The sequence below is a fragment of the Kitasatospora sp. NPDC048715 genome (assembly GCF_043198905.1).
Classification (GTDB): Bacteria; Actinomycetota; Actinomycetes; order Streptomycetales; family Streptomycetaceae; genus Kitasatospora; species Kitasatospora lactacystinica.
On the sequence record NZ_JBICVH010000004.1, the window covers coordinates 424,772 to 448,652 of the forward strand.

Consider the following 23,881-nt stretch of genomic DNA (forward strand, 5'->3'; position numbering starts at 1 on the left):
CATGACCGACATGCCACCCGTCGCGCACGAGGAGCTCACCGAACTCGTCCGGCGGGCGCCGCTGAGCTTCGTCGGCACGGTCACCCGGGTCGGCGGCACCTCGCTCGCGGCCGTTCCGGCCGAGGCCAGGAACGACCGGACGGCCGTGGTCAGAGTGGACCAGGTGCTGCACGCGCCGGAAGCGTTCCGGCAGCTCGCGGGAAATGAGGTCACCGTCCAACTGTCGCCCGACGCGGGTCCGATGGGCGTCGGCGACCGGGCCGCGTTCTTCACCCAGGGCATGGTGTACGGGGAGGGCCTGGGCGTCACCGAGGTGGGCCGGCTGCCCGCCGAGGCCGTCCAGCACCACGTGTCGCTCGCCGCCACCACGGCCGACGAACAGCCGTTCAGCTCGGTGCAGCGGGAGATCCGCCACCAGGATCTGGCCGCGCACGCCGCGGAGGCGGACGCCGTGGTCGTCGGCACGGTGGTCGGCCTGGAACGGGCCAGCGGTGCCGACCGCGCCGACCGCCGGTCCGAGCACTCGCCGGACTGGTGGCGGGCGGCGATCGCCGTCACCCGGGTCGAGAGCGGCCGGGTGAACGACGCGACCCTCGCCGTGCTGTACCCCAACAGCCGCGACGCCCACTACTACCGGGTGCCCAAGCCCAAGGCCGGCCAGGAGGGGCTGTGGCTCCTGCACGCCACCCAGGACGACCAGCGCGAGCTCGCCCCGTACGAACTGATCCACCCCGAGGACTACCAGCCCGTGCACACGCTCGCCGTGCTGCGCGAACGGAGGTGAGCCGACATGCCCACCCTCAAGGTCGTCAACATCACCCCGAAGGCGCTGAGCGGCACCGCGACCCAGGACTCCGAGCCGTTTCTCGCGGTCAACCCCGAGACGCCCACCGAGATGGTCGCGACCGCCTTCACCCCCGACCCGATGGGCGGTCCGCTCGCCCCGGTCTACGTGTCCACGGACGGCGGCGACAGCTGGGTGCTGCACGCCGTCGTCCCCGGCGCCGCGCCGGATCTCGGTACCGCCGACATCACGGTGGCCTTCGCGGCCCGGGGCGGTGCCCTGTACGCGGGCATACTGAACGGCCTGGCCGCACTGCACCGGCCCAGGCCGATCACCAGGATGCAGATCCTTCGAACGCCGGGCATCGCCTCGACCGCGCCCATGGAGATCCTGGTGAGCCGGGACCAGGAGGACCAGCCGTGGGTCGTCGCCGACACCGTGACGGCCGGCGGCGCCGACCGGGACCGGGTCTACGTCGGCAACAACGGTCCGGGCCCGCGGACCGCCGTCGTGGACGTCTCGGGCGACGCGCGGACGGCGCCCGCACCGGCCGGATTCGTGCCCACGGTGATCGAGAACCGTGACCCGGCGAGTCAGGACGGGCCGCCGGTGCGCCTCGCCGTGCACCCCGACGGCACCGTCTACGCGGCGTTCGAGAGCTGGCGGACCAATGACCAGGGCGACCCGATCACCAACGTCACCTTCGACGTCGTGGTGAGCCGGGACGACGACGGGGGCGTCGGCGCCCACCCGTTCCAGGACCTCAAGGACGCCACCGACAGCGTCCCCGGGCAGCGGGTCGCGACCGACCGCTTCGTCGCGTTCAACTCGACCATGGGGCAGGAACGGCTCGGCGGCGACCTGACGATCGCGGTGGACCCGACCGACGCCGACCGCGTCTGGATCGCCTGGTGCGACCGCGTGGGCGGCCCGGGCGGTGTCGACAACACCCTGCACGTCCGGCACTCGCAGGACCGCGGCCAGACCTGGCGGAAGGTGCGCGACGACGTCACCGACGCCAAGAACCCGTCGCTGGCCGTCAACGAGGACGGTCTGGTGGGCTTGGTCTACCAGCGGTTCGCCGCCAATCAGTGGACGACGATCCTGGAGGTCACCGCCGACAACTGGAGCACCGCGCCGGAGTCCGACGTCCTGCACCAGGCACCCGCGAACGTGCCCCGTGCCGCGGGACTGCCCTTCCTCGGTGACTACATCCGGATGCTCGCGGTCGGGAAGGACTTCTACGGCGTCTTCGCCGGCAACAACACGCCGGACCGGGCCAACTTCCCGGTGGGCGTGACGTACCAGCGCAACGCCAACTTCACCGTCCACCAGCTGCTCAGCACCGACGGCGTGACCCGGGTGCCGCCGTCCATCGACCCGTTCTTCTTCCACCGGGCCGCCTGAACGTTCCACCGGGCCGCCCGAGCGCGCACCCGGAGCGCCCGCCACGAAGGGTCGTGGCGGGCGCCCCGCTGTCGGGCACTGTGGTTCGGGGGTTGTTCAGGCGGTGGCCAGGCAGAGCTGCACCAGCCCGGCGTCCACGTCGCGGATGATCTGTTCCATCTCCGCCCACCGCGGGTGGAACTCGGTGCCCCACTCGACGGTGAAGCCGAGCACCTTGCCCTGGTCGGGGTCGGCGAAGTTGCGGGAGTAGACGTAGTCGTCGCTGGTCCCGCTGGTCGGGTACAGGTGGAAGCCGCTCATCGGCTTGTACGACAGGCCGCGCACGCCGTTGACGCCCTTGCAGAACGCCTCGGCGAGCAGCACGGCGGTGTCCTCGTCGTCCTTGGGGATGTACTCGGCGTACGTGAGGTCGCCGGGCAGGCCGCGCTTGCCGTCGTAGTCGGAGTTGCGGAAGTTCATGTCGGGGTCGACCGACTGGTTCTCGTCGTCGCCCCAGTTGTAGAGCATGTCCTGCGAGTAGCTGTGCACGTCGACGAACCACCGGGTCAGCGGGAGCTGGTCCAGCAGCCACTGGACGTTGCGGGTCTCCGGCTCGGAGAACGGGCTCGGGCCGGCGTAGACCTGCTGGTCGCACGGGTCGTTCGACACCTGGGGGTTGGCGCCCGGGGCGAAGGCGGTGACGAAGTCGAAGAGGAAGTCGTAGTTGCGGTTGAGGTCGACGCCGACGCAGTCCGGGGCCGGGTTGCCGCCGGCGTTCGCCGGGTTGCGGTTCTTGCGCCACATGGGCCTGACGGTCTGGCTGTAGTGCCGGCCGTCGGGGTTGACCAGCGGGTAGAGCACCAGGTCGAGCCGCTGGAGCAGGCCGCTGACCTGACCGGCGGTGAAGGCGGTGCCGCCGTAGCCGAGGCCGGTGCCGTCCCGGTGGGCTTCCAGCAGGTCGGCGGCGAGGTGGACGAGGATCTCGCAGCTGCCCCATTCACGGGCGTGGACACCCCCGATCATCATGACGCACGGCTTGGGGGCCGCCGCGGGTTCGCTGATCAGCAGGGCGTGGGCGGTGCGGCCCTCGAACGAGGGCTCGGGCAGGGTGACGAGTTGGGTCAGGTCGGGGAAGGCGGTGGCCAGGCTGGTCACGGCGGACTCGACCTCGGTGACGTTCAGGTACGGCATGGGGGGCCTCCCGGGTCAGCCGGAGAGCTTGGCGGCCAGGCCGCGCGGGACGGCGTCGGCGGGGGCGAAGCGGTCGCCGCTGCCGACCTCGGCCTGGGCGGCGCGCCCGGCCTCGCTGGCGTTGCCGGTCATGGTGACCGTGACGCCCTCGCGTTCGAGGGCCGGGATCCGGTCGGCCGGGACGTAGACGTCGATGCCGATGCGGCCGTCCTCCTCGACGTGCGGGCGTCCGCCGACGTCGGGGCGGGTGTCGCGCAGCAGCGCGCGCAGGGTCTCCGGGTCCTTGGCGGTGACGCGGAGGCGCAGGATGTCGTCAGGGGGTGATGTGTCGGGTGCGGAGGACATGGGGACTTCTTCCGGGCGCCGTCAGCGCGCTGCCGCGGTGGTGCCGGGCGGCGCGGCGGCGCCGATAGGAGCGGATATGTCCGACGTGTACCTCGTATCCTCAGGATCCGCCGTCACGGTAGAAGTCGTCAAGGGGCGGCTCGGGCATCCCGTCGAGCAGGCTGTCCAGGCCGCTCAGCATCTCGGCCTCGTGGTCGAAGTCGGCGAACCGGGGCACCAGGGCGCGCAGCCTGGGGTAGTCGGCGGCGGGCAGCCGGTGCAGGCCGAGCCGCAGGGCCGGGTCCGGCTCGCTCGGGTTGTCGACCACCTGGCGCTTGTCCACCAGCAGGCAGCCGAGGTTCCAGGCGACGAAGGTGCGGTAGACGGTCAGCGCGCCGGCGTCGTCGAAGCCGGCCCGGCCGAGCACGGCCAGGATGTGCTCGGTGAGGTCCAGCACCGAGGCCGGGCGGCGGGCCACCGGGACGGCCAGCGGGCGGGTCGCGACCAGCGGCAGGATCTCGGGGTGGGCGTGCGCGGTGGCGGCGAACGCCCGGGCGATCCGGCGCAGTTCGGCGCGCCAGCCGTCCGGGTGGGAACCGCCGGCGGAGCCGGCCCGCAGCCGGGCGTTGATCTCGTCGAAGTAGGCCTCGACCAGGCCGTCGATCAGGGCCTCCTTGCCCGGGGTGTAGCGGTACAGGGCCATCGACTCCACGCCGAGCTCGGCCGCGAGCCTGCGCATGGTCAGCGCGGCCAGGCCCTCGCGGTCGACCAGGGCCACGGCGGCGCCCAGCACCAGCGGGCGGCTCAGCCGGCCCCGCTTCTCGGGGGCGTCCTGCTCGGCCATCTCCGCGCTCCTCCGGGTCGGTGGCAGCGTTCCCGGTCGCGCCCGGGCCGTTCGGACGGTTCGGACGGTTCGGCGGACCGGCCGTGGCGCGGGGCCCGCTGCCTGGGCTGGGGGTTCGGCGTTTTCGGCGGATGTCACTCAGCGGATACAGAACCAGGATACAAGGTAGGAATCAGACGTAAACGGGTCAACGGGATTTGCCGGTCGGTTCGCCGATCCCGCTGGTCAGCCGACGGGTGGCGGAGCGGGGGTGGCGACCGGCGCGGCGACCGGGGCGGCGGGGCCGGTTGCGGAGGGTGGCCGACGCGGCGGCGGCGGACCGGCCCCGCGGAGTTCGGTGAACGGCGGTGACCAGGCATGGGGCGGGGCATCGGGTGGCGGCCCGGTGACCAGGACGGCCGAGCCGGGTGCGGTGCGTAGTCGGGAGGCGGGTGGCGGCCGGTGGGGGAGTGGTGCCGGGCGCGCGGTGGCGGGTGGGGCGGGGTGCCGGCCGCCGCCCCGGGACCCGCACCCCGGATTCAGCCCCGGTTTCAGCTCCGGTCTCAGCGCCGGATTCAGCCCCGGGACTCAGTCGAGCAGCAGCCGGACGGCGAGGGCGGCGACGAGGGCGGCCGAGCCGAGCGCGGTGAGCAGCCGGCCGCGCGGGCCGGTCAGCGCCCGGCCGAGCAGTGCGCCGCCGGAGGCCAGCAGCAGCTGCCAGCAGGCGGAGGCCGTGAAGGCGCCGACGGTGAAGGCGGCCCGGGCCGGCGCGCCCTCCTGGCTGCCGCCGCCGAGCACCAGGGCGGCGAAGTAGAGCACGGTGAGCGGGTTCAGCAGGGTGATGCCCAGCAGGGCGAGGAAGGCCCGGGCGGGGGTGGGCGGCGCGGCCCGCGGTCCGGCGGTGGTGCCGGGACGGCCGCGCACCGCGGTGAAGGCCGTCCGGGCGGCCAGGGCCAGCAGCACCAGGGCGGAGACGATCCGCAGCGGCCGGGCGACCGGTTCGAGCAGCGGCGCGAGGCCGGTGCCGCCGGCCGCGGCGAGCAGCGCGTAGAGCCCGTCCGCGGTGGCCACCCCGAGCGCGGCGCAGGCGCCGGTGCGCAGCGAGGTGCGCGCGGTGAGCGACACCAGGTAGGCCCCGACGGCCCCCACCGGGACGGCCACGCCGAGCCCGGCGAGCAGCCCGGCGACCAGCGCGGCCCTCATGGGCGGGCGGCGTCGGGCCTCCGGGGACGGCCGGGCTGCTGTCGGCCCGGGGCCGGGTGGGCGGCGGGCGCGGGCAGCGGGCGGGCGGCGGAGTCGGTCATGGGCCGATGGTGACGGCTCGGGGGAGGGGGCGGCAAACGGTTTTCCGGGAGCCCGGGATAGCGTGGGGAGCCCCGTGATCACCGTCCTGAGGAGAGCCGATGAGCAGTCAGAACGACCCGGTGCGAGCGCTGTTGGCGGAGGCCTGGGTGTCCTGGGCGGAGCGGGGCGCGTCCCTGGCCGCCGAGGACTGGGAGCGGTCCACCCGGCTGCCCGGGTGGACCGTACGGGAGTTGTACGCGCACGTGGCGCCGGTGCCGGAGATGTTCACCGGGCTGCGCGCGGCCGTCCTGGACGGGCGGCCCGAGGTGGTGGACGGGGCCGGCATCCTGCGTGTCTACAACCGGCCCGGCGGCATCGCCCACACCGCCGCCGACCAGGTCGCCGAGGCGGCGAAGCAGGTCGCCGAGGTGGCCGAACCCGCCGTGCTGATCGCCCGGTTCGGCGTCGAGGGGCCGGCCGCGCTGGACGGCCTCGCGGACCTTCCGCCGGGCACCGCGGTGGCGCACCCGTTGCTCGGCAGCGTGACGGTCGGCGCGCTCGGCGAGGTGGCGCTGATGGAGGCGACCGTCCACCTGCTCGACCTGATCGCGGCCGTCGGCGGCCCGCCGCCCGCCGAGGGGGCGCTGGACTTCACCCGTGCGCTGCTGGCGCGGGTCGCCGACCCGGTGGACTTCATCGAGGCGGCGACCGGCCGCGGCGCGGCGGCGGTGCTGCCGGTGGTCCGGTAGGGCGCCGGGCCGGTCCCCGAGGGGCCGGCCGACGGTGAGGCGTATGCGTCTCATGTCATGAGCCTTTCAAAGGTGCGGGTTTGCTGTCACTCTGCTGCTCCCGGCCCGATCCCCACGAGAGGCTCCGATGAAAAGACTCCTGCCTGCCCTGACCGGCGCCGCGCTGTTCGCGGCGACCGGCCTCGCGGCGCTCGCCACCCCCACCGTGGCGAGCGCCGCGGACTGCACACCCGCCCAGGTCGTGGCCAACGGCGGCTTCGAGTCCGGCAGTTCGTCCTGGACAGCGCCGAGCGGCGCGATCACCGCCGACAGCGGCCAGAGCGCGCACTCCGGCAGCTCCTACGCCTGGCTCGACGGCTATGGCTCCAGCCACACCGACACCCTCTCGCAGTCCGTCACCCTCCCCGCCGGGTGCGGCACCGCGACGCTCGGCTTCTGGCTGCACGTCGACACCGCCGAGACGACCGCCGGCACGGCCTACGACAAGCTCGCCGTCAAACTCGGCTCCACCACGGTGGCCACGTACTCCAACCTGGACGCCCTGAGCGGGTACGTGCACAAGACCGTCGACGTCTCCGCCTTCGCCGGCCAGACCGCGACGCTCGCCTTCACCGGCGTCGAGGACGCCAGCCTGCAGACCAGCTTCGTGCTGGACGACGTCACCCTGGACGTCTCCGGCGGCGGGACCACCCCCCAGCCCGGCGACCCGACCCGCACCCCGGCCGCGCCGGCGTACACCGTCGACCTCAGCAGTGACGCCTCCGGCGGCAGTTGGACCGGACACGAGAGCGTGACCTTCAGCAACGCCTCGCCCACCGCGCTGAACGAGGTGTACCTGCGGCTGTGGGACAACGCCCACGGCAGCTGCCCCAGCACCCCGATCACGGTCACCAACGTGACCGGCGGCACGCCCTCCCCGCTCACGGTGAACTGCACCGCGCTCAAGATCACCCTGCCGGCCCCGCTCGCCCAGGGCCAGAGCGGCACCGTCGGCTTCGACCTCGGCATCACCGTGCCGAGCGGCGCGGACCGCTTCGGCCACGACGGCGCGTACAACTTCCTCGGCAACGCCCTGCCCGTCCTGGCGATACGGGACGCGGCCGGCTGGCACCTCGACCCGTACACCAACAACGGCGAGTCCTTCTACTCGATGGCCTCGGACTTCACCGTCACCCTGGACCACCCGACCGGCCTGCTGGTGCCCGCGACCGGCACCTCGGTGGACACCCCCGGCACGACCGGCCGGACCGTCACCAAGGCGACCGCGAGCAAGGTGCGCGACTTCGCCTGGGGCGCCGGACCGTTCACCAGGATCTCCGGCACCTCGGCGGCCGGGGTGAAGGTCAACGTCTACTCGGTGGCGGGGATCAGCGCGGCCGACTCCAAGTCGATGCTCTCCACCGCGACCTCGGCGGTCGACGCCCACGCCCAGCGCTTCGGCGCCTACCCGTACGGCGAACTGGACGCGGTGATCGACAACAACTTCTGGTTCGGCGGCATGGAGTACCCGGGCTTCGTCCTCGACCTGGTCAGCACCACGGCGCTCACCCACGAGATCGGCCACCAGTGGTGGTACGGCATCGTGGGCGACGACGAGTACAACGCCCCCTGGCTGGACGAGGCCTTCACCGACTACGCCACCGACCTCGCCCTCGGCAAGACCGGCAACGGCTGCTGGAACAGCGTCTCCTGGGCCTCCTCGGCGGAGAGGATCACCAACTCGATGGCGTACTGGGACGCCAACTCCTCGCGCTACTCCACGGTCGTCTACGGCTACGGCAAGTGCGCCCTGCACGACCTGCGCCGGACGATCGGCGACACCGCGATGACCACGCTGCTGCGCAACTACGCGCAGGCGCACTGGAACGGCGTCTCCACCACCGCGGAGTTCAAGGCCGCGGCCCAGGCCGCCACCACCGTGGACCTGACCTCCTTCTGGAGCCAGCACCGCATCGACGGCTGAGCCCGGGCAGCCCGTGGCGCCGCCCCCGGCTCCGGCCGGGGGCGGCGCCCGTCGGCGTCCTGTCGCGTTCCTGTTCGCGTCCACGTCGCGTCCCCCGGCGGCTCCCGGCGTCCCCTCGGCATCCCTTGACGGCGCCGGGGGCCGGGAGGACGCTGTACGTGTACGACATAAGCGTGTGCCGTACACGGACAGTCGAAAGCACACGACCAAGAGTCGCGAGGCTCCCGGCGCTGACCCGACCGCTGGAGCGATCATGTCGACCAACCACTACGTGGCGCTGCCGGACAGCTCCCGCGTTCCGCTCGACGGAGCGCGGGTCATCGGACCGGCCGACCCACGGGCACCCCTGACCGTCACCGTCTACCTGCGGCGCGACCCCGACGCGCCCCCGCGGCCGGACCTGTACGAGCTGGCGCTCCAGCCGCCGACCCGCCGGACCGTCCCCACCGACGACGAGTACGCCGCCGTCCACCGCTGGCGCGACACCGACCTGAAGGCCGTCGAGACCTTCGCCGCCGAGCACCGCCTCGCCGTCTCCAACGAGAACCCGCTGGCCCGCAGCGTCCAGCTGACCGGCACCACCGGGGACGTCGCGGACGCCTTCCGGGTCACCCTGGCCCGCTACCGCTACCAGGACGCCCGCGACAACCCCCGCGTCTACCGCGGCCGCGAGGGCGCCGTCCACGTCCCCGAGGAGCTTAGCGGCGTCATCACCGGCGTGTTCGGCCTGGACGACCGGCCGATCGGCGCCAACCTGCTGATCCACCGGACGGACGTCAGCCTCCCGATCACGGCGAAGGCCGTACCGGCCCTGCCGACGGGCGTCTTCTTCCCGCACCAGCTCGCGAAGCCGTACACCTACCCGGCCGGTCTCGACGGCACCGGCCAGTGCGTCGCCGTCCTCGCCTTCAACGGCGAGACCTCGCCCGGTGTGCCCTCCGGCGGCTACTCGCCGGACGCGCTGAGCACGTACTTCACCGCACTGGGGCTGCCCGTGCCGGACATCACCAACGTGGTGATCCAGAACGTCGGATCCCCCGGCAACGACCCGGGCCCGGGCGACGCCACCGCGGACCCGTTCGACAGCACCGACGAGATCATGCTCGACCTCGCGGTGGTCGGCTCCCTCGCACCCGGGGCGAAGATCGTCGTCTACTTCAGCAAGTTCACCGAACAGGGCTGGACCGATCTGGTCAACCAGATCGCGACCGACACCGTCAACCGGCCCACGGTGATCTCCAGCAGCTACGGCAACACCGAGGACGGGGGCCCGCGTTGGACCCCCGCGGGCGTCGCCAACGTCGACGGCGTCTTCATCAGCGCCGGTACCAAGGACATCAGCATCTGCTGCGCCTCGGGCGACGACGGCTCCCGGGACGTCCACTTCGGCGAGCGCGCCCACGCCGACTTCCCCGCGTCCAGCCCGCACGTGCTCGGCGTCGGCGGCACCCACCTGGTGGTCCAGGGCGGCGCGGTCGACCAGGAGATCGTCTGGGACGACGGACCGGGAGCGCGGACCGGGGGCGGCATCAGCAGGATGTTCCCGGTGCCCCCGTACCAGGTCGGCCTCGCCATGCCGGTCGCCGCGAACCCGCCGCACGTGCAGGGCCGGGGCGTGCCCGACGTGGCCGCGGTCGCCTCCCGGAACACCGGCGTGGTCGTCCCGAACGTGGACGGCGTGCACGTCGACCTGGTCGGCGGCACCAGCGCGTCGGCCCCGATGTGGGCCGCCCTGTTGGCCCGGATCAACCAGGGGCTCGGCCACCGGGTCGGCTTCCTCAACCCGCTGCTGTACGCGCACTTCGCGACCGGCGTCCTGCGGGACATCACCGTCGGCAGCAACGGGGCGTACCCCTCCGGGCCCGGCTGGGACCCGTGCACCGGCCTCGGCAGCCCGGGCGGCCAGCGGCTGCTGGACGGCCTCAAGGCCCTGTGAACCCCCGTCGGTCCGACACCGGCCGGTGCGGGACGCGCTGCGGCGCCCCGCACCGGCGCGGGTGCGCCGGCGGTCAAGCCGTCAAGCCGTCAAGCTGTCGGCCGCCAGCCGTCGGCCGTCAGCCCAGGGCGAGGGCGCGGAGGCGGTCGGCCGCGCCGTTGAAGTAGTTCTGGTCACCGGGGAAGGTGCCGGAGTCGGCGAACTGCCAGAAGGTCTGGTAGCCCCAGCCGTTCGGCAGGGTGCCGACGGAGGAGGCGTAGCGGGCTATCCAGAGCGGGTTGGTGGTGCCGAAGCCGCCGTTGTTGCCGGTGCACTGGCTCCACCAGTTGGTGGTGGTGTAGATGGTGGGGTAGCGGCCGGTGCGGGAGTGCACGGTGTTGCTGAAGTCCCGGATCCAGCTGACCATGGCGCTCTGGCTGAGGCCGTAGCAGGTGGCGCCGTAGGGGTTGTACTCGATGTCCAGCGCGGGCGGCAGGGTCTTGCCGTCGGCGGACCAGCCGCCCCCGTGGCTGACGAAGTAGTTGGCCTGGGTGGCGCCGGAGGAGGCGTTCGGCAGCGCGAAGTGGTAGGCGCCGCGGACCAGCCCGGCGTTGTAGGAGCCGTTGTACTGCTGGGCGAAGGACGGGTTGGTGTAGCCGGTGCCCTCGGTGGCCTTGACGTAGGCGAACCTGGCGCCGTTGGCGGCCACCGAGGACCAGTTGACGTTGCCCTGGTAGCTGGAGACGTCCAGCCCCGGGGTCTGGGTGGCGGCGAGGGAGGCGAGCGGGGCGGCGGCGCCGCGGCCCTCGCGGGCGGCGACGGTGGAGCCGGCGAAGTCCTGCTCGGGGTGGAAGCCGGGGCGGCCTTCGGCGACGGGGGCGACAGGGGCGGGTTCGGCCGCGTACGCGGGGGCGGCCACCCCGGCGACCAGGGCGGTCGCGGCGGCGAGGGCGGCGAGCGCGGGCAGACGGCGGCGGGCCGGTCTGTCGGTGCCGGTGGTGCGGGCGGAGCGGGAAGAGCGGGGCATGGGCACTCCTCTGGTCCGAGCATGGGGAGGGTCGAAATGACCCGGTTCGGCCGGGGCCTGACCGGCCGTACCGCAGAGTAGCCATGTACCTGGCACCGCCACCAGGCAGCTTTTTTCACATGGTGAACGCACGTCGGATGTGCCGGAACACCGCGACCGGCAACCGGCGTTGCCGGTTCTGCCGGTCCGGTCGGCCGGGGAGCGGGGGTGGAACCGGGGAGGGGAACGGGCCGCGGTCGGCGCCGGAGGGGCTCCGGGGCGGCTCCGGGTGCGCCCGGCGCGCTGTGGCACGATGCCCGCGGGCCGGCCACCACGGGCGGCCCCGCACGTGAGGAGAGGACCAGCCATGACCGAGACCGCCACCGATTCCGCCCGGCCCGACGGGGAGCCCGTGTTCCGGCCCGCCACGCCCGCCGACGTCCCGGCGCTGGTCGCCCTGGTCGAGTCCGCCTACCGGGGCGACTCCAGCCGGGCCGGCTGGACCACCGAGGCGGACCTGCTGGACGGCCGGCGCACCAATCCGGAGGCCGTCACGGAGGCCGTGGGCCACTCCGATGGCCTGGTGCTGCTGGCCGAGCGGGACGGCGAGCTGCTCGCCTGCTGCCAGCTGGAACAGCGCGGCGAGCGGGCGTACTTCGGGATGTTCTCGGTGCGCCCGGGTCTCCAGGGCGGCGGGATCGGCCGGGCCGTGCTGGCCGAGGCGGAGCGGCTGGCCGTCGAGCGGTGGGGCGTCGGCGCGATGGAGATGACGGTGATCGAGCAGCGCGCCGAACTGATCGCCTGGTACGAGCGGCGCGGCTACCGGCGCACCGGGGATTTCAGCCCGTTCCCGTACGGTGACGAGCGCTTCGGCATCCCGCTCCGGCCGGACCTCCGGTTCGCCCACCTCGTCAAGGACTTGAAGGCGGATTCCTGACGGAATGGACGTCCGTGTACGGAAGTTGACGGCTGCGGCGGTGCTGGAGCCGTGACCGGCCGGGGAGTTGACGACCCCCGGAACGGCTCCGGCTCGGGGTCCGGTTCAGTTCCGCTGGACCGGATCTCCGCAGGTGACGCACGGTCAAGTCACTGAGCTGGGGCGATGCGGAGATGTCATACCTCGTTCATTATTGGTCTAGGCCAATGTGAGAAGCTGAGCGCGAACGGCCACGCTCCGTCCGCTGCCCAGGGGGGCCATTTCCGCATGCCCGTACTCCATGGCACCGCCATGCCCGCATCCGACACCGGTCCGCGCCGGACACCCGCGGACCCGGACGACCACCGCCTGCCCAGCCCGCCCGACGACGAGGAGCTCTACTGGTACTTCGGTCCGCAGCGCCGCTGGGTGCTGCTCTGCGCCACCCTCTCCTACGCGGGAGCCACCGCCACGCTCGGCCTGTTCGCCCTCAGCAAGCCGCTGCTCTGGCCCTTCCTGGTGCTCACCGTGCTCAACGCGGCCACCTGGCTGCTCTCGCTCACCGACGGCCAGCGCGCCCGGCGCTTCACCCGCGACTCCCACGACCTGCTGCTGCGCGCCTGGAACCCCGACCGGGCCCCGAGCGTCGACCTGCTGCTGCCGACCGCCGGTGAACCACTGGCCGTCCTCGACAACGCCTACCGGCACACCGCGGCCGTCCAGTGGCCCGGCGAGCTGACCGTGCTGGTCCTCGACGACGCCGGCCGCCCCGAGGTGCGCCGACTCGCCGAGTCCTACGGCTTCCGGTACCACGCCCGGCCCGACCGGGGCCGGTTCAAGAAGGCCGGCAACCTCAACCACGGCCTGGCCGAGGGCACCGGCGAGATCGTCGCCGTCCTGGACGCCGACTTCTGCCCCCGCCCCGACTTCCTGCACCACCTGGTGCCCTACCTCGACAACCCCGAGGTCGGCATCGTGCAGAGCCCGCAGTGCTTCGACACGGACGCCGACATGTCCTGGCTCGAACGCGCCGCGGGAGCCACCCAGGAGATCTTCTACCGCTGGATCCAGCCCTCCCGGGACGCGCAGGACGGCACCGTCTGCTGCGGCACCAACGCCCTCTACCGCCGCGCCGCGCTGAAGCGGATCGGCGGCTTCGCCGAGATCGACCACAGCGAGGACCTCTACACCGGCCTCGCCCTCGCCCGCGCCGGATGGGCCACCCGCTACGTCCCCGCGCTGGTCGCCAAGGGCATGTCGCCCACCGGCCTGCCCGCCTTCATCAGCCAGCAGTACCGCTGGTGCCTCGGCTCCCTGGCCCTGGTCCGCGACCCGGACTTCCGCAAGGGGCCGCTCCCGCGGTCCGCCCGGCTCTGCTTCTGGAACGGCATCCTCGGCTACGTCACCAGCGCCGTGAACGTCTTCGCCGTGCCGCTGCCCGCCCTGATCATGCTGTTCTTCCGGCCCGAGGAGATCCAGCCCTGGCAGGTGCTGCCGTTCCTGCCGCCGATCTGGGTCGCCCTGGTGCTGCTGCCCGCGATGTCCCGCACCCGCTGGCGCTTCGAGGTCACCCGGGTCCAACTCCTCGGCGGGCTCTGCCACGTGGTCGCCATCGTGCACGCGCTGCGCCGCCGCTCCGCCGACTGGGTGCCCACCGGCGCCGTGTCCGGCGGCAGCTCGCTCGCCCGTGCCGTCGCCCGGATCGGGGTCGGCTGGCTCGGCTTCGTCGTCCTCGCGGGCGCCGCCGGACTGGTCCGGGCCGCGCTGCTGCACGGCTGGCGGCCGTACTGGGCGCTCGCCGGGCTGCTCGCACTCACCGCCTACACCATGATCCCGCTGATCCGGGAGCTGCGGCCGCTGCTCAACGGTACCGGCGGCGGCAAGGGAGCCGCCGTCGGCGAGGTCGCCGCGCCCGCACCGGGCCGCTCCGACCTCGGGTTCGGACGGGCCGAGGCCGTCGCCGTCACCGCCGTGCTGCTGCTGTGCGGGCTGCTGGCCTCCGGCTGGGCCGACCCGCTGATCTTCTGACAGACCGTCACATCACCGCTGTCCCACCGAGTTTCCTTGCGCGTCGCCCCACCGGCGCGGACACCGCCCGGCCGCCCCATCGGCCCGGCGGGCCCGACAAACCGCTGCCAGCCCTGCAAGGAGCACCGCCGTGTCAACGGCCGTACCATCCGCCTCAGCCTCGTCCTCCTCATCCGCCTCAGCCTCGGCCTCATCCGCCTCGGCCTCGTCGCCGCCGGCCGCGCCCGCCGCGACCGACACACCCACCGACCTGCTGCCCGGCGTCGTCCGGGTGGGCCGGGAACCCGCCGCCCCGCAGGGCGCCGCCGTCGCCGAGAGCGGGCAGACCCGCCGGCGCACCGCCTTCCGCCCCGACATCGAGGGGCTGCGCGGCGTCGCCGTGCTCTCCGTCCTCGCCTTCCACTCCGCCGTCCCGGGCCTGACCGGCGGTTTCGTCGGCGTCGACGTCTTCTTCGTCGTCTCCGGCTTCCTGATCACCGGCCTGCTCGTCGGACGCCCGCTCGGCCTGTGGGACTTCGCCGCCCGCCGCGCCCGGCGCATCCTGCCCGCCGCCGCCACCGTGCTCGTCGCCACCGCCGTCGCCGGCGGCGCCCTGCTCGACCCGCTGCGCGGCACCGACCTCGCCCGCGACCTGATCGCCTCCGCCGGCCAGTTCGCCAACTGGCGCTTCGTCGGCGAGCAGACCGACTACCTGGCCGCCGAACGCGACCCCAGCCCGCTGCAGCACTTCTGGTCGCTGGGCGTGGAGAACCAGTTCTACCTGCTCTGGGGCGTGCTGCTGCTCGGCCTCGCCCGCTACCTCCACGGGCGCCGCCGCACCCTGGCGATCACCCTCGCCACGGTGGCCGTCGGCGGGGTCTCGCTCGCGCTCTGCCTGCGCTGGACGGCCACCTCCGCGCCGCTCGCCTACTTCTCCACCGGCAGCCGGCTCTGGGAGTTCGCGGCCGGCGCCTGCGCGGCGCTGGCGGGCCCGGCGCTGGCCGCCCGCGCCGAGCGCCGTCCGGTGGTGCGGACGCTGCGGGTGCTCGGTTGGCTCGGCCTCGCCGCCGTGCTCACGCCGGTGTTCCTGTACGACCGCAACACACCCTTCCCCGGCACCGCCGCGCTGCTGCCCGTCCTCGGCACCGCCGCCGTCCTGCTCGCCGGGCACGGCACCCCCGGCGCCGCCGACGCCGGACGGCTGCTCGCCGCCCGCCCGCTGCGCGCCGCCGGACGGCTCTCGTACGCCTGGTACCTCTGGCACTGGCCGGTGCTGACCATCGCCCAGGCCCGCTACGGCCCGCTGCCCTGGACCACCCTGCTCGCGCTCACCGCCGCCGCCGCGCTGCCCGCCTGGCTCACCCTGCGGCTGGTCGAACAGCCGCTGCGCTACGGCAGCAGCCCCGCCCCCCGGCGCGGGCTCGCGGTCGGCGCCAGCGCCCTGGTCATCCCGCTGATCGCCGCGCTCACCCTCGGCGGCGGCACCGTGCGGGCTCTCGGCGACCCCTCCGCCGGGCCCGTGGCGGCCCCCGCCGGAGCCGCCGACGGCCCGAGCCTGCTCGCCCCCGGCGCCCGGGTGCTCACCCTGACGCCGTCGCTGGCCCGGGCCCGGGAGGACTTCCCGCCCGGCAAGGGCTGCGAGATCCCGCTCAACGCCGACAGCAGCCCGCGCTGCCTCTTCGGCGCCGAGGACAGCCCCGACCGGATCGTGCTGCTCGGCGACTCCCACGCCGGGCAGTGGATCTCCGCCGGCCTCGCCCTGGCCGAGCAGCGGCACTGGGCCCTGGAGGTCCTGGTCAAGCCCGGCTGCCCGCTGGCCACCCTCACCGTGCGCAACAACGTGCTCGGCCGCACCTTCGACGAGTGCGACCGCTGGCGCGAGAACACCCTCACCCGGCTGACCTCCGGCCCCAAGCCGCGCCTGGTCCTGATGGCGGGGCTCAACCGGTACGGCAGCCAGGAGGAGCGCGCCGAGGGCTGGACCCGCACCCTGGACCGGCTCACCGCGCTCGGCGCCCCGCTCGCCTACCTCGGCGACACCCCGATGCCCGGCAAGGACATCCCGACCTGCCTGGCCGCCTCCGACGGGCGCTCGGACGCCTGCTTCTTCCCCCGCGACACCGCCTTCGAGCCCGACCCGGTGCTGGACGGCGGGCTCGCCGCCCGGTACGGGGTGCGGACCCTCGACCTCGGCCCGCTGCTCTGCCCCGGCGCCGGGCCCTCCTGCCCGGCGGTGCTGGAGGGCGTGGTGCTGTACCGGGACACCGGGCACATCACCGACACCCTGGCGCGGGTACTGGCGCCCCGGCTGGACAAGGGACTGCTGGGGACGGCGGGAGCCCCGGGCGCACCGGCCGGTTCTGCCGTGCCGACCGGATCGACCGCGTCGACCGGCCCCACCGGGTAGGCCGGCCCGACCGGTTCGGTTGTTCCGACCGGCCCGACCGGTTCGGCCGCGTCCACGGCTCCGGGGCCGCCCTCGGCTCAGCCGCGGATTCAGCCGTAGATGCTGTGGCAGAGCCGGGCCGACTCCGACCCGGCCGGCCAGTGGCCCGCCCGCTCGGCCTGGTCGCAGATGCTGTTCCGGCCCCCGCCCGCCCCGGCACCCGCCGGGGTGGGCGCGGCCGACTGGCCGCGGGCCGGAGCCGGGGCGTGCGGGCTGTGCCCCGGCTTGGGGTGCGCGCTCGCCGAGGCGTGCGCGGCGTCCGTCGTCGCACCGGCCCCCGGCCCGGGCGCGGCCGCCGTCGTACCCGGCCCGCCCACCGCGATCACCGTGCCCGGGGTGGGCGGCGGCAGCGGGGACGGTGCCGGCACGGCCGGTGACGGGGAGACCGGCAGCAACTGCGCCGCCGGGTCCGAGACGGAGGGCGAGGCGTCCGGCAGCGCCGCCACGCTCAGCTCGTCACCCGCCCCCGGCCCGCACATCACCAGGACGGAGGCCAGCACGGCGCCCGTCCCGACCATCGCGGCCGTCCAGGCCCTGCGTGACAGACGCCTCGGCGGCGGCGTGGCGGTGGACCACGGCGGTAGCGGATCCGTCGGGACCGGCGGCGGCTGCCAAGCGTTCTGCGGCCACTGCCACTGTCCTCCGGTGGGCTGCCCAGTCATGTGCTCGTCCTTCCAGCGGCCCCCCTCAGAACCTTTCCGTGCTCAACGAGCGCGCCGACGCCGGGACATGACCCGGAAGAGGGGTCTGGACGGGCGTTGATTGCCACCGCGCCACATGCTGGGGGGCATGGAGACCAACAGCACGTCCAAACCCCTCGTCGAAGTGGCCGAGTTCCGGACCGACAGCCGCTACCGCCTCATCCACTTCGAGGGCCACGGCTGGGAACCGCTCGCACAGGAGGAGTTCGAGCCGCGCGTCCACCAGCTCTTCCCGGACCTCGACCCGCGCGACCCGCAACGGGTCCACTGGGCCGACCGTCCCTGGGAGTGGCCCGCCTGGCACCCGGGCGAAGCCTGAACGCACCGCCCGAACGCACGGGTCGGGCGAGCCGGGCGGGTTCCCGGGCGGGTTCCGGGCGGTCCGGAGGGGTCCGGTATGTCCCGGCCTGAACGGATGTGGCGCGGTGCGGTGCGACCCGAACCGCCCGGTGCAGGAGTGACGGCCCCGTTCCTTCGTTACGCTGAGCGGGTGAGAGTGGATCACTTCTGGCACCGCCTGCCGGGCCGGGCCGCGGGCACCTGCTCGCCGGAGCAACTCGGCGAACTCGTGCCCCGCGACCGCGACGTCCGGTACGACCGGCTGGCCGCCGCCGGCCTCGCCCTCGGCGTGCGGCGCACCGCCGTCCTGATGGAACTCGCGCTCACCGAGAACGGCCTGCATCCCGACCCGGCCGCCCGACTGCCCGTCTACGGCGGCGGCCGGCACCAGCCGGACGGCGCACTGCCGGACGGTGCCGTGCCCGTGCTGCGCCCCGAACAGGTCGCGGCGGCCTCCGCGTTCCTGCGCGACTCGGCGCTCGGCGAACTCGTCCGCCAGCAGAACAGCGTGCTCGCCCGTACGGCCGTGCACCTCGGCTACCCGACGCCGTGGTCCGAGGCCTGGGCGACGCTCGTCGTCCACGACCTGCGCGAGCTGCGGGACTTCTTCGCCCGCGCGGCCGCCGCCGGGGACGCGGTAGCCGTCCGGGAGGCGGAGTGAACACGCCCGCGGGGACCGCCGGGTACGGCGCGGCGGCCGAGCAACTCGCCGTCCAGTACGAGAGCGTGAGCTTCACCGAGGTGCACCGCGAGCTGCACCACCTGTACCCGGCCCCGCCCGCGTCCGTCCTGGACGTCGGCGCCGGCACCGGCCGCGACGCCGCCGCCCTCGCCGCCCTCGGCCACCGGGTGGTCGCGGCCGAGCCGACCCCCGAACTCCGGGCCGTCGGAGAGCGGTTGCACGCCGGCTCGGACGTGCGCTGGGTCGCCGACGCGCTGCCCGAACTGCCCGCGCTCGTCGCCGAGGGCGCGAGCTACGACCTCGTCCTGCTCACCGCCGTCTGGATGCACCTCGCCCCCGCCGAGCGCCCACCCGCGATGGCCGCCCTCACCCGCCTCCTCGCCCCCGCGGGCCGGCTCGCCCTCACCGTCCGCCACGGCCCCGTCCCGCCGGGCCGCCACATGTTCGACCTCCCGGACGAGACCACCGTCACCCTCGCCGCCGACTGCGGGCTGCGCCTCCTCCACCGCGCCACCCGCGCGGACCTGCACGGCCGGGGCGAGGTCCACTGGACGCTGCTGCTCTTCGAACGGGAGGCGTAGCCGCTCGGTCCGGGTCGGCAGTGGCGGTGGGCGGGAGACCCCTCCTCGGTGAGGTGCGCCGACGCCTCGGGTGGCTCGGCCCCGTCCCGTACGGCCGGCAGGTACCGGCCCGGCGGACCGTTTCGCGGTCGGCCCGGGGCGTGTTCCCCGGCGGTGGAGGAGGGTCGCTACGGCGATCGACGGTCGGCGGGGGCGTCCGTTCGGCGCAGCTTCGTCCGGCGGTGGCCGGAGACCGTTGTCAGGCGGCACGGGTGACCGGTAGACGGGAGGCTCCGAGCGCCGATCCTCCGAGTACCGGGAGTGCCGTGAACGCCCTGAGACTGCTCGCCGTGCCCGCCGCCGCCCTCGCCCTGACACTGAGCGCCGCGACTGCCGCACCCGCCGCACCTGCGGCGTCCGGGGCCGCCGCGGCCCCCGACCCCGCGCCCGGCACCGTCACCATCTCCCGGGCGGACGGCGGATCGACCGTCCAGGCGCACGTGGGGGACACCGTGCAGGTGGAACTCCTCGCGCTGCGCGACTACACGGTGACCTGGTACTGGTACGCCCTGGGCACCCCGACGCCCGCCCTGCTCTCGCAGACGGCGGGTAGCGCCGAGGCCAACGGCGACTCCCACGGCACCTTCTCGGTGACGGCCGCCGGGACGGCCGCCATCACCGCGATCGGCCGCTGCGTGCCGGACCGCGGCGCGGTCTGCCCGCCGTGGGTCATCAACTGGAAGGTCACCGTCCAGGTCTCCTGACCGGGCGCGGGACGCACCGCCGCCCCGGGCACCGACGACGGCGCTCGGGGCGGCGGGACCATGCCCAGACCCTGGGACCGCCGCCCCGCACGAGCGGGAGGCAAGCAACCGCCCCCTGGCCGGGGATGCCGTCCGCAGCGCTGCCGCTGCAGCCGCACCTGCGCCGCCATTTCGTGTACGACCGGTGGTCGGCCCCGGTCCACTGCGGGCCGGGGCCGGAGCTGTACGCGCTGCACTCCTCCGCGACCAGGCGGCGCCCCAGGGTGGTCACGAGGGGCGAGCGAGCACGGTCGCCGCCAGCGGCTCCCGGTCGCCGTAGCGGCGCCGGCCACCGCCCTGCGGCCGAGTCGGCGCCTCCGGCACCACCAACTGGATCAGCTCCCACAACTCGTCCGGGACGAGCCGCTCCACGATCGTCACGAGAGCAGCCTGCAGGCCCACATGAGATGTCTTCTCGGGGCCGCGTCACGCTCGGCAGCGCCCGACAGCTTCGGTCCGGGCAGTGCGGCGATGTCGGCCGTCCCGTCACGCACGGGTGAGGGCCCGGCACATCCGGGCAGGAGCAGGAATGCAGCTGTCCGACGAACGGTTCGAGCTGATCGGTGCCAGCTGGTGGCGGTACGATCCGCGGGGATGTACCGGTCCGTCGCGGCCGCCGGAAAGGAATGATGCCGTGAAGAAATTCATCCTCTTCGATCATGACGGTGTCCTGGTCGACACCGAGTTCTGGTATTTCAGATCCGCGGAACGCGCCCTGGCGGAGGCCGGTTTCACGCTGGACAAGGATCAGTACCTCCGGGACATGGCCCTGGGGGCGGGCTCTTGGGTCCAGGCCAGGGCGGCCGGCATCGACGACCTGACCCTCACCCGGGTTCGCGAGGCCCGTGACGGCTACTACCAGGAGTACTTGCGGACCGAGGCCATCGAGATCGACCGCGTCGTCGACACTCTCGCCGAACTGTCGAGGTTTGCCCGGATGGCCATCGTGACGACCTCGAAGCGGGCCGACTTCGACATCATCCACGAGAAGCGTCGGATCAGGCAGTTCATGGACTTCGTCCTTGTGCGCGAGGACTACGAACTCGCCAAGCCGAACCCGGAACCGTACCTGGCCGGGCTGAAGCGCTTCGGCGCCTCCACGCAGGAGACCCTGGTCGTGGAGGATTCAGCCAGGGGACTGGCCTCGGCGGTGGCCGCCGGCATCGACTGCGCCGTCGTCCACAACGAGTTCACGAAGGCGGACGACTTCTCCCGGGCAACTTACCGGATCGACAGCCTGAGCGAATTGAAGGAAATCCTTCTCATGGAAAGCTGACGCCCCTTTGGCGCGGAGCCCGCAGCGGGTGCACCGGGTGAGGGCCGACAGCCGGCGGACGAGTGATCGCCGTGCCTACCTGCCTCCGTGGCCCCTGCGCGGAACCGGACGGGACGTGCGCGGGACAGTGTGACGGCCGCGCATCGGCGTGGCATCGATGGCTGTTGGAGTTGTGGGTGCGTCGTGGCGCGTGGGAAGTCGGCCGGGCCGACTTCCCGCGCCGGTGTCACGGTGCGCCGAATCCCTCCTCGATCAGGCGGGTGGCCCAGCGGGTCAGGGCCGGGGCGAGGGGCGGGTGGGTGAGGCCGGCGTCGGCGGCGAGGCGATCGGCGGAGCCGGTGTCGTAGCGGTCCTCGGAGAGGAAGGTGAGGGTCTCCGGGTCGGCGCCGGTGAGGGCGCGGGGGAGGCGGCGGACCAGGGGGACGGGGATCAGGGCGCGGGGCGGGCGGACGCCGAGGTGGCGGGCGAGGAGGGCGATCAGCTCGGGGAGGCAGGGGGTGGTGGGGTCGAGGACGGTGTGGGCCGCGAGCGGGTCGCGGTCGTGCTCGGGCACGGCGGCGAGGAAGCGGGCCAGGTGGTCGACGGTGACGACGGGGAGGAAGGTGCGCCGGGTGCCGGGCAGCAGGGGGAGGCGCCCGCGGTGGAGCTGGCGGACGAGCTGGGCCGGGCCCAGGTACTGGCCGGCCTCGCCGGTCCGGGAGTGGCCGATGACGCTGCTGGGGTTGACGGTGGTGAGCGGGACGCCGAGGCGGGGTGCGGTGACCCGGACGGCGGCGTCGCCGAGGTGCTTGGAGGCCTCGTAGGCGCCGAGGCGGCTGTAGAGGGTGGCGGTGGCGGAGGGGTCGAGGGGGTACCGCGGCCGCGGGTCGCGGCCGACGCGGTAGCCGGAGAGGTGGACCAGGCGGCGCAGCCCGGGCCGGGTGGCGGACCAGTGCAGGGCGTGCAGCGCGCCGTGGAGGTTGGCGGGTTCGGCCTGGGCGCGGGTGAGGCCGAAGGCGTAGCGGGCGGCGAGGTTGTGGACGTCGCGGACCTCGCCGAGCCGGGCGTCGTCCGCGGGGGAGAGCCCGAGGCCTGGGCGGGTGAGGTCGGCGGTGACGGTGGTCGGCGCGGTGCCGTCCGCGCCGTGGTCGTGCAGCCACCGGCGCAGGGTGTCCGCGCCGGCGGTGTCGCGGACGGCGGCGGCCACCGGCTCGCCGCGGCCGAGGAGTTCGAGGACGAGCCAGCGGCCGAGGAAGCCGGTGGCGCCGAGGACGAGGGTCCGGGGCGGTGGGGCGTGGGTCACGGTGAACTCCAGGGATCCAGAATCAGTAGACCGGTCTGCATATTTTTTGGGCACGGGCGGGCGGCGGCGCGGGAACGGCCCGCCGCCCGCGCTCCGTCTACCGGCTGCCGAGCAGGTGCCGGACGGCGTGCCGGGCGTGGTCCAGTGGCTCGCGGCTGCGCCGGACGGAGGCGAGCAGGACGGCCCCCTCCAGCAGGGCGAGCGCCTGCCCGGCGGCGGCCCCGGCCTGCGCCGGGCCGAAGCCTTCGCGCTCCAGACGGTCGGCCAGGACCTGCTGCCAGCCCGCGTACAGCCCGGCGCAGACCGTCCGCAGGGTCTCGTTGGTGCCGGCCACCTCCAGGGCGACGGTGGCGATCGGGCAGCCGCTGGTGTAGTCCGAGCGCTCCAGGCGCTCGGCGAAGGCCTCGATCAGCTGCTCGGCGAGGGTGGCGGTGTCGGCGCCCTCGCCGGCCAGGGCCGTGAGCAGCGCCTCGACCTCCTGGCCGGCCTGGGTGAGCGCGGCGGCCACCAACTGGTCCTTGCCGCCCGGGAAGTGGAAGTAGAGCGAGCCGCGCGGGGCGCCGGTGGCGGCCACGATCCGGTTGAGTCCGGTCCCGAAGTAGCCCTGCGCCTCGATCAGTTCCCTGGTGCCGGCGATCAGCCGGGCCCGGGTCTCCTCGCCCTTGACTCCCATGCGGCGATAGTAGACCGGTCTGCATATTTTTGTCGACGGGCCGTCGGGGCCGCTCCGGCGGTGCTCCGACCGTCGTCCGGCGATCCCTCGGGGGCCCCTCGGGGGCCCCTCGGAGAGGCGCTCGGGCCCTTGTCAGAACCGGAGTTGGGGAGGGTAGCCGGTCCAGTGCAGCTCCTGCGGCAGATGGCCCTGGTCGTTCAGCAGCAGCACGGCGGGCGGCCGGCCGGGGGTGTAGCGCAGGACGGTCAGCGCCGCGTTGGCTGCGTTGACACCGAGCCAGCGCCAGGCCGGGGCGTCCAGGGCGTGCCGGACCAGCCAGCCGACCAGGAAGGCGTGGGTGACGACCAGCTCGTGCCGCTCCTCCCGGCCCGGCACCGGCCCGGTGAACCGCTCGACGGCCCGCCGCGCCAGCGCGGCGCCCTGCTCCCGCTCCTGCGCCGTGGTGGACGAGAGGTAGTTCAGCAGGAACTTGGCGCTGTCCTCGGGGAGTTCGTCCCGCTCGGGCACGTGCGGCACGAAGTCCCCGGCCTCCTCGCACTGCTGCGGCCGCACGCCGGTCAGCTGCTCCGCGACCAGCCGCGCGGTCTCGGCGGCCCGGGGTAGCGGGCCGTGGTGCAGCGCCGAGACCGGACGGCCGGCCAGCCGCCGGCCCAGCAGGGCGGCCTGTCGGCGTCCGGCGGCGGTGAGCCCGTTGCCGTCGCCTTCGGACGCGGCCTCGCCGTGGCGGGCCAGGTAGAGGTAGCGGGTGGCGCGGTCGGTCATGCTCGGGGG

General features: G+C 74.1%; 24 protein-coding genes. 13 read left to right on the forward strand and 11 right to left on the reverse strand.

Annotated features, from left to right (window positions below; all coding sequences use genetic code 11):
• Position 1 precedes the first annotated feature (1 nt).
• Both ACGFSC_RS10820 and ACGFSC_RS10825 read left to right on the forward strand, forming a co-directional pair.
• Positions 2–784 (forward strand): hypothetical protein, encoded by a 783-nt coding sequence (locus ACGFSC_RS10820; RefSeq protein WP_359909248.1) that lies wholly within the window; start codon positions 2–4, stop codon positions 782–784.
• A gap of 6 nt (positions 785–790) precedes the next feature.
• Complete coding sequence (locus ACGFSC_RS10825) at positions 791–2,191, forward strand: hypothetical protein (protein ID WP_359909245.1); 1,401 nt, start codon at positions 791–793, stop codon at positions 2,189–2,191.
• A gap of 96 nt (positions 2,192–2,287) precedes the next feature.
• Here ACGFSC_RS10825 and ACGFSC_RS10830 read toward each other — a convergent pair whose 3' ends face one another.
• The 4 genes from ACGFSC_RS10830 to ACGFSC_RS10845 form a co-directional block, all read right to left on the reverse strand.
• The gene (locus ACGFSC_RS10830) at positions 2,288–3,361 is read right to left on the reverse strand and encodes a M14 family metallopeptidase (protein ID WP_359909242.1); all 1,074 of its coding nucleotides are present in this window, start codon (positions 3,359–3,361) and stop codon (positions 2,288–2,290) included.
• A gap of 15 nt (positions 3,362–3,376) precedes the next feature.
• A complete protein-coding gene (locus ACGFSC_RS10835; protein WP_359909239.1) occupies positions 3,377–3,706 on the reverse strand; it encodes a hypothetical protein in 330 nt (109 codons plus the stop codon).
• A 100-nt stretch (positions 3,707–3,806) separates the two neighbouring features.
• On the reverse strand, positions 3,807–4,529 hold the full coding sequence (locus ACGFSC_RS10840) for a TetR/AcrR family transcriptional regulator (RefSeq protein WP_359909236.1): 723 nt from the start codon (positions 4,527–4,529) through the stop codon (positions 3,807–3,809).
• Between the two features lie 567 nt (positions 4,530–5,096).
• Positions 5,097–5,711, reverse strand: coding sequence for a LysE family transporter (locus ACGFSC_RS10845; protein ID WP_359909233.1), 615 nt, complete (start codon positions 5,709–5,711; stop codon positions 5,097–5,099).
• Between the two features lie 200 nt (positions 5,712–5,911).
• Between ACGFSC_RS10845 and ACGFSC_RS10850 the strand changes: the two genes are divergently transcribed.
• From ACGFSC_RS10850 to ACGFSC_RS10860, 3 genes are all read left to right on the forward strand, one after another.
• The gene (locus ACGFSC_RS10850) at positions 5,912–6,541 is read left to right on the forward strand and encodes a maleylpyruvate isomerase N-terminal domain-containing protein (protein WP_359909230.1); all 630 of its coding nucleotides are present in this window, start codon (positions 5,912–5,914) and stop codon (positions 6,539–6,541) included.
• A 127-nt stretch (positions 6,542–6,668) separates the two neighbouring features.
• The gene (locus ACGFSC_RS10855; RefSeq protein ID WP_392862963.1) at positions 6,669–8,504 is read left to right on the forward strand and encodes a M1 family aminopeptidase; all 1,836 of its coding nucleotides are present in this window, start codon (positions 6,669–6,671) and stop codon (positions 8,502–8,504) included.
• 253 nt (positions 8,505–8,757) lie between these two features.
• On the forward strand, positions 8,758–10,440 hold the full coding sequence (locus ACGFSC_RS10860) for a S53 family peptidase (RefSeq protein ID WP_359911077.1): 1,683 nt from the start codon (positions 8,758–8,760) through the stop codon (positions 10,438–10,440).
• Positions 10,441–10,558: 118 nt separating this feature from the next.
• Here the strand turns inward: ACGFSC_RS10860 and ACGFSC_RS10865 are convergent, their stop codons facing one another.
• Positions 10,559–11,446 (reverse strand): lysozyme, encoded by an 888-nt coding sequence (locus tag ACGFSC_RS10865; RefSeq protein ID WP_359911074.1) that lies wholly within the window; start codon positions 11,444–11,446, stop codon positions 10,559–10,561.
• 346 nt (positions 11,447–11,792) lie between these two features.
• On the opposite strand from ACGFSC_RS10865, the gene ACGFSC_RS10870 reads away from it, so the two are divergent.
• The 3 genes from ACGFSC_RS10870 (at position 11,793) to ACGFSC_RS10880 (ending at position 16,755) form a co-directional block, all read left to right on the forward strand.
• On the forward strand, positions 11,793–12,362 hold the full coding sequence (locus tag ACGFSC_RS10870; RefSeq protein WP_359911071.1) for a GNAT family N-acetyltransferase: 570 nt from the start codon (positions 11,793–11,795) through the stop codon (positions 12,360–12,362).
• A 267-nt stretch (positions 12,363–12,629) separates the two neighbouring features.
• Positions 12,630–14,369, forward strand: a complete 1,740-nt coding sequence (locus ACGFSC_RS10875) for a cellulose synthase catalytic subunit (RefSeq protein WP_359911068.1) — start codon at positions 12,630–12,632, stop codon at positions 14,367–14,369.
• Positions 14,370–14,640: 271 nt separating this feature from the next.
• Entirely contained in the window at positions 14,641–16,755 is a 2,115-nt protein-coding gene (locus ACGFSC_RS10880; RefSeq protein ID WP_359911065.1) for an acyltransferase family protein, read from the forward strand.
• A gap of 89 nt (positions 16,756–16,844) precedes the next feature.
• Here the strand turns inward: ACGFSC_RS10880 and ACGFSC_RS10885 are convergent, their stop codons facing one another.
• Positions 16,845–17,312: a hypothetical protein gene (locus tag ACGFSC_RS10885; protein WP_359911062.1), complete on the reverse strand. Its 468-nt coding sequence runs from the start codon at positions 17,310–17,312 to the stop codon at positions 16,845–16,847.
• A gap of 271 nt (positions 17,313–17,583) precedes the next feature.
• Here ACGFSC_RS10885 and ACGFSC_RS10890 point away from each other — a divergent pair, with 271 nt between their 5' ends.
• The 4 genes from ACGFSC_RS10890 to ACGFSC_RS10905 all read left to right on the forward strand — a co-directional run bounded on the left by ACGFSC_RS10890 (position 17,584) and on the right by ACGFSC_RS10905 (position 19,840).
• A complete protein-coding gene (locus ACGFSC_RS10890; protein ID WP_359911059.1) occupies positions 17,584–17,814 on the forward strand; it encodes a hypothetical protein in 231 nt (76 codons plus the stop codon).
• Positions 17,815–17,985: 171 nt separating this feature from the next.
• Positions 17,986–18,495, forward strand: coding sequence for a DUF1877 family protein (locus ACGFSC_RS10895; RefSeq protein WP_359911056.1), 510 nt, complete (start codon positions 17,986–17,988; stop codon positions 18,493–18,495).
• Positions 18,492–19,097: a class I SAM-dependent methyltransferase gene (locus tag ACGFSC_RS10900; protein ID WP_359911053.1), complete on the forward strand. Its 606-nt coding sequence runs from the start codon at positions 18,492–18,494 to the stop codon at positions 19,095–19,097. The genes ACGFSC_RS10895 and ACGFSC_RS10900 overlap by 4 nt, the downstream gene beginning before the upstream one ends.
• Before the next feature lie 305 nt (positions 19,098–19,402).
• Positions 19,403–19,840 (forward strand): hypothetical protein, encoded by a 438-nt coding sequence (locus tag ACGFSC_RS10905; RefSeq protein ID WP_359911050.1) that lies wholly within the window; start codon positions 19,403–19,405, stop codon positions 19,838–19,840.
• Here the strand turns inward: ACGFSC_RS10905 and ACGFSC_RS10910 are convergent.
• Together ACGFSC_RS10910 and ACGFSC_RS10915 are read right to left on the reverse strand one after the other, a co-directional pair.
• Positions 19,821–20,111 carry a peptidoglycan-binding protein gene (locus tag ACGFSC_RS10910; RefSeq protein WP_392862971.1) on the reverse strand — a complete coding sequence of 97 codons (291 nt, stop codon included), beginning with the start codon at positions 20,109–20,111 and terminating at the stop codon, positions 19,821–19,823. The genes ACGFSC_RS10905 and ACGFSC_RS10910 overlap by 20 nt on opposite strands.
• On the reverse strand, positions 20,108–20,260 hold the full coding sequence (locus tag ACGFSC_RS10915; RefSeq protein ID WP_392862973.1) for a hypothetical protein: 153 nt from the start codon (positions 20,258–20,260) through the stop codon (positions 20,108–20,110). Before ACGFSC_RS10915 ends, ACGFSC_RS10910 begins: the two co-directional genes overlap by 4 nt.
• A gap of 148 nt (positions 20,261–20,408) precedes the next feature.
• Here ACGFSC_RS10915 and ACGFSC_RS10920 point away from each other — a divergent pair, with 148 nt between their 5' ends.
• Positions 20,409–21,155 carry an HAD-IA family hydrolase gene (locus ACGFSC_RS10920; RefSeq protein ID WP_359911047.1) on the forward strand — a complete coding sequence of 249 codons (747 nt, stop codon included), beginning with the start codon at positions 20,409–20,411 and terminating at the stop codon, positions 21,153–21,155.
• A 226-nt stretch (positions 21,156–21,381) separates the two neighbouring features.
• Here the strand turns inward: ACGFSC_RS10920 and ACGFSC_RS10925 are convergent, their stop codons facing one another.
• The 3 genes from ACGFSC_RS10925 to ACGFSC_RS10935 form a co-directional block, all read right to left on the reverse strand.
• The gene (locus tag ACGFSC_RS10925; protein ID WP_359911044.1) at positions 21,382–22,437 is read right to left on the reverse strand and encodes an SDR family oxidoreductase; all 1,056 of its coding nucleotides are present in this window, start codon (positions 22,435–22,437) and stop codon (positions 21,382–21,384) included.
• A gap of 97 nt (positions 22,438–22,534) precedes the next feature.
• Entirely contained in the window at positions 22,535–23,110 is a 576-nt protein-coding gene (locus ACGFSC_RS10930) for a TetR family transcriptional regulator (RefSeq protein ID WP_359911042.1), read from the reverse strand.
• A gap of 132 nt (positions 23,111–23,242) precedes the next feature.
• The gene (locus tag ACGFSC_RS10935) at positions 23,243–23,872 is read right to left on the reverse strand and encodes a histidine phosphatase family protein (RefSeq protein ID WP_359911039.1); all 630 of its coding nucleotides are present in this window, start codon (positions 23,870–23,872) and stop codon (positions 23,243–23,245) included.
• Positions 23,873–23,881: the final 9 nt, after the last annotated feature.

Excerpts from the sequence above, each read along its gene's own strand:
- ACGFSC_RS10820 (WP_359909248.1), top strand. The coding sequence starts at position 2 with ATGACCGACATGCCACCCGTCGCGCACGAGGAGCTCACCGAACTCGTC.
- ACGFSC_RS10860 (WP_359911077.1), top strand. The coding sequence starts at position 8,758 with ATGTCGACCAACCACTACGTGGCGCTGCCGGACAGCTCCCGCGTTCCG.
- ACGFSC_RS10835 (WP_359909239.1), bottom strand. The coding sequence starts at position 3,706 with ATGTCCTCCGCACCCGACACATCACCCCCTGACGACATCCTGCGCCTC.
- ACGFSC_RS10845 (WP_359909233.1), bottom strand. The coding sequence starts at position 5,711 with ATGAGGGCCGCGCTGGTCGCCGGGCTGCTCGCCGGGCTCGGCGTGGCC.
- ACGFSC_RS10855 (WP_392862963.1), top strand. The coding sequence starts at position 6,669 with ATGAAAAGACTCCTGCCTGCCCTGACCGGCGCCGCGCTGTTCGCGGCG.
- ACGFSC_RS10830 (WP_359909242.1), bottom strand. The coding sequence starts at position 3,361 with ATGCCGTACCTGAACGTCACCGAGGTCGAGTCCGCCGTGACCAGCCTG.
- ACGFSC_RS10885 (WP_359911062.1), bottom strand. The coding sequence starts at position 17,312 with ATGGTCGGGACGGGCGCCGTGCTGGCCTCCGTCCTGGTGATGTGCGGG.
- ACGFSC_RS10870 (WP_359911071.1), top strand. The coding sequence starts at position 11,793 with ATGACCGAGACCGCCACCGATTCCGCCCGGCCCGACGGGGAGCCCGTG.
- ACGFSC_RS10875 (WP_359911068.1), top strand. The coding sequence starts at position 12,630 with ATGCCCGTACTCCATGGCACCGCCATGCCCGCATCCGACACCGGTCCG.
- ACGFSC_RS10840 (WP_359909236.1), bottom strand. The coding sequence starts at position 4,529 with ATGGCCGAGCAGGACGCCCCCGAGAAGCGGGGCCGGCTGAGCCGCCCG.
- ACGFSC_RS10850 (WP_359909230.1), top strand. The coding sequence starts at position 5,912 with ATGAGCAGTCAGAACGACCCGGTGCGAGCGCTGTTGGCGGAGGCCTGG.
- ACGFSC_RS10920 (WP_359911047.1), top strand. The coding sequence starts at position 20,409 with ATGCAGCTGTCCGACGAACGGTTCGAGCTGATCGGTGCCAGCTGGTGG.
- ACGFSC_RS10865 (WP_359911074.1), bottom strand. The coding sequence starts at position 11,446 with ATGCCCCGCTCTTCCCGCTCCGCCCGCACCACCGGCACCGACAGACCG.
- ACGFSC_RS10890 (WP_359911059.1), top strand. The coding sequence starts at position 17,584 with ATGGAGACCAACAGCACGTCCAAACCCCTCGTCGAAGTGGCCGAGTTC.
- ACGFSC_RS10825 (WP_359909245.1), top strand. The coding sequence starts at position 791 with ATGCCCACCCTCAAGGTCGTCAACATCACCCCGAAGGCGCTGAGCGGC.
- ACGFSC_RS10930 (WP_359911042.1), bottom strand. The coding sequence starts at position 23,110 with ATGGGAGTCAAGGGCGAGGAGACCCGGGCCCGGCTGATCGCCGGCACC.
- ACGFSC_RS10935 (WP_359911039.1), bottom strand. The coding sequence starts at position 23,872 with ATGACCGACCGCGCCACCCGCTACCTCTACCTGGCCCGCCACGGCGAG.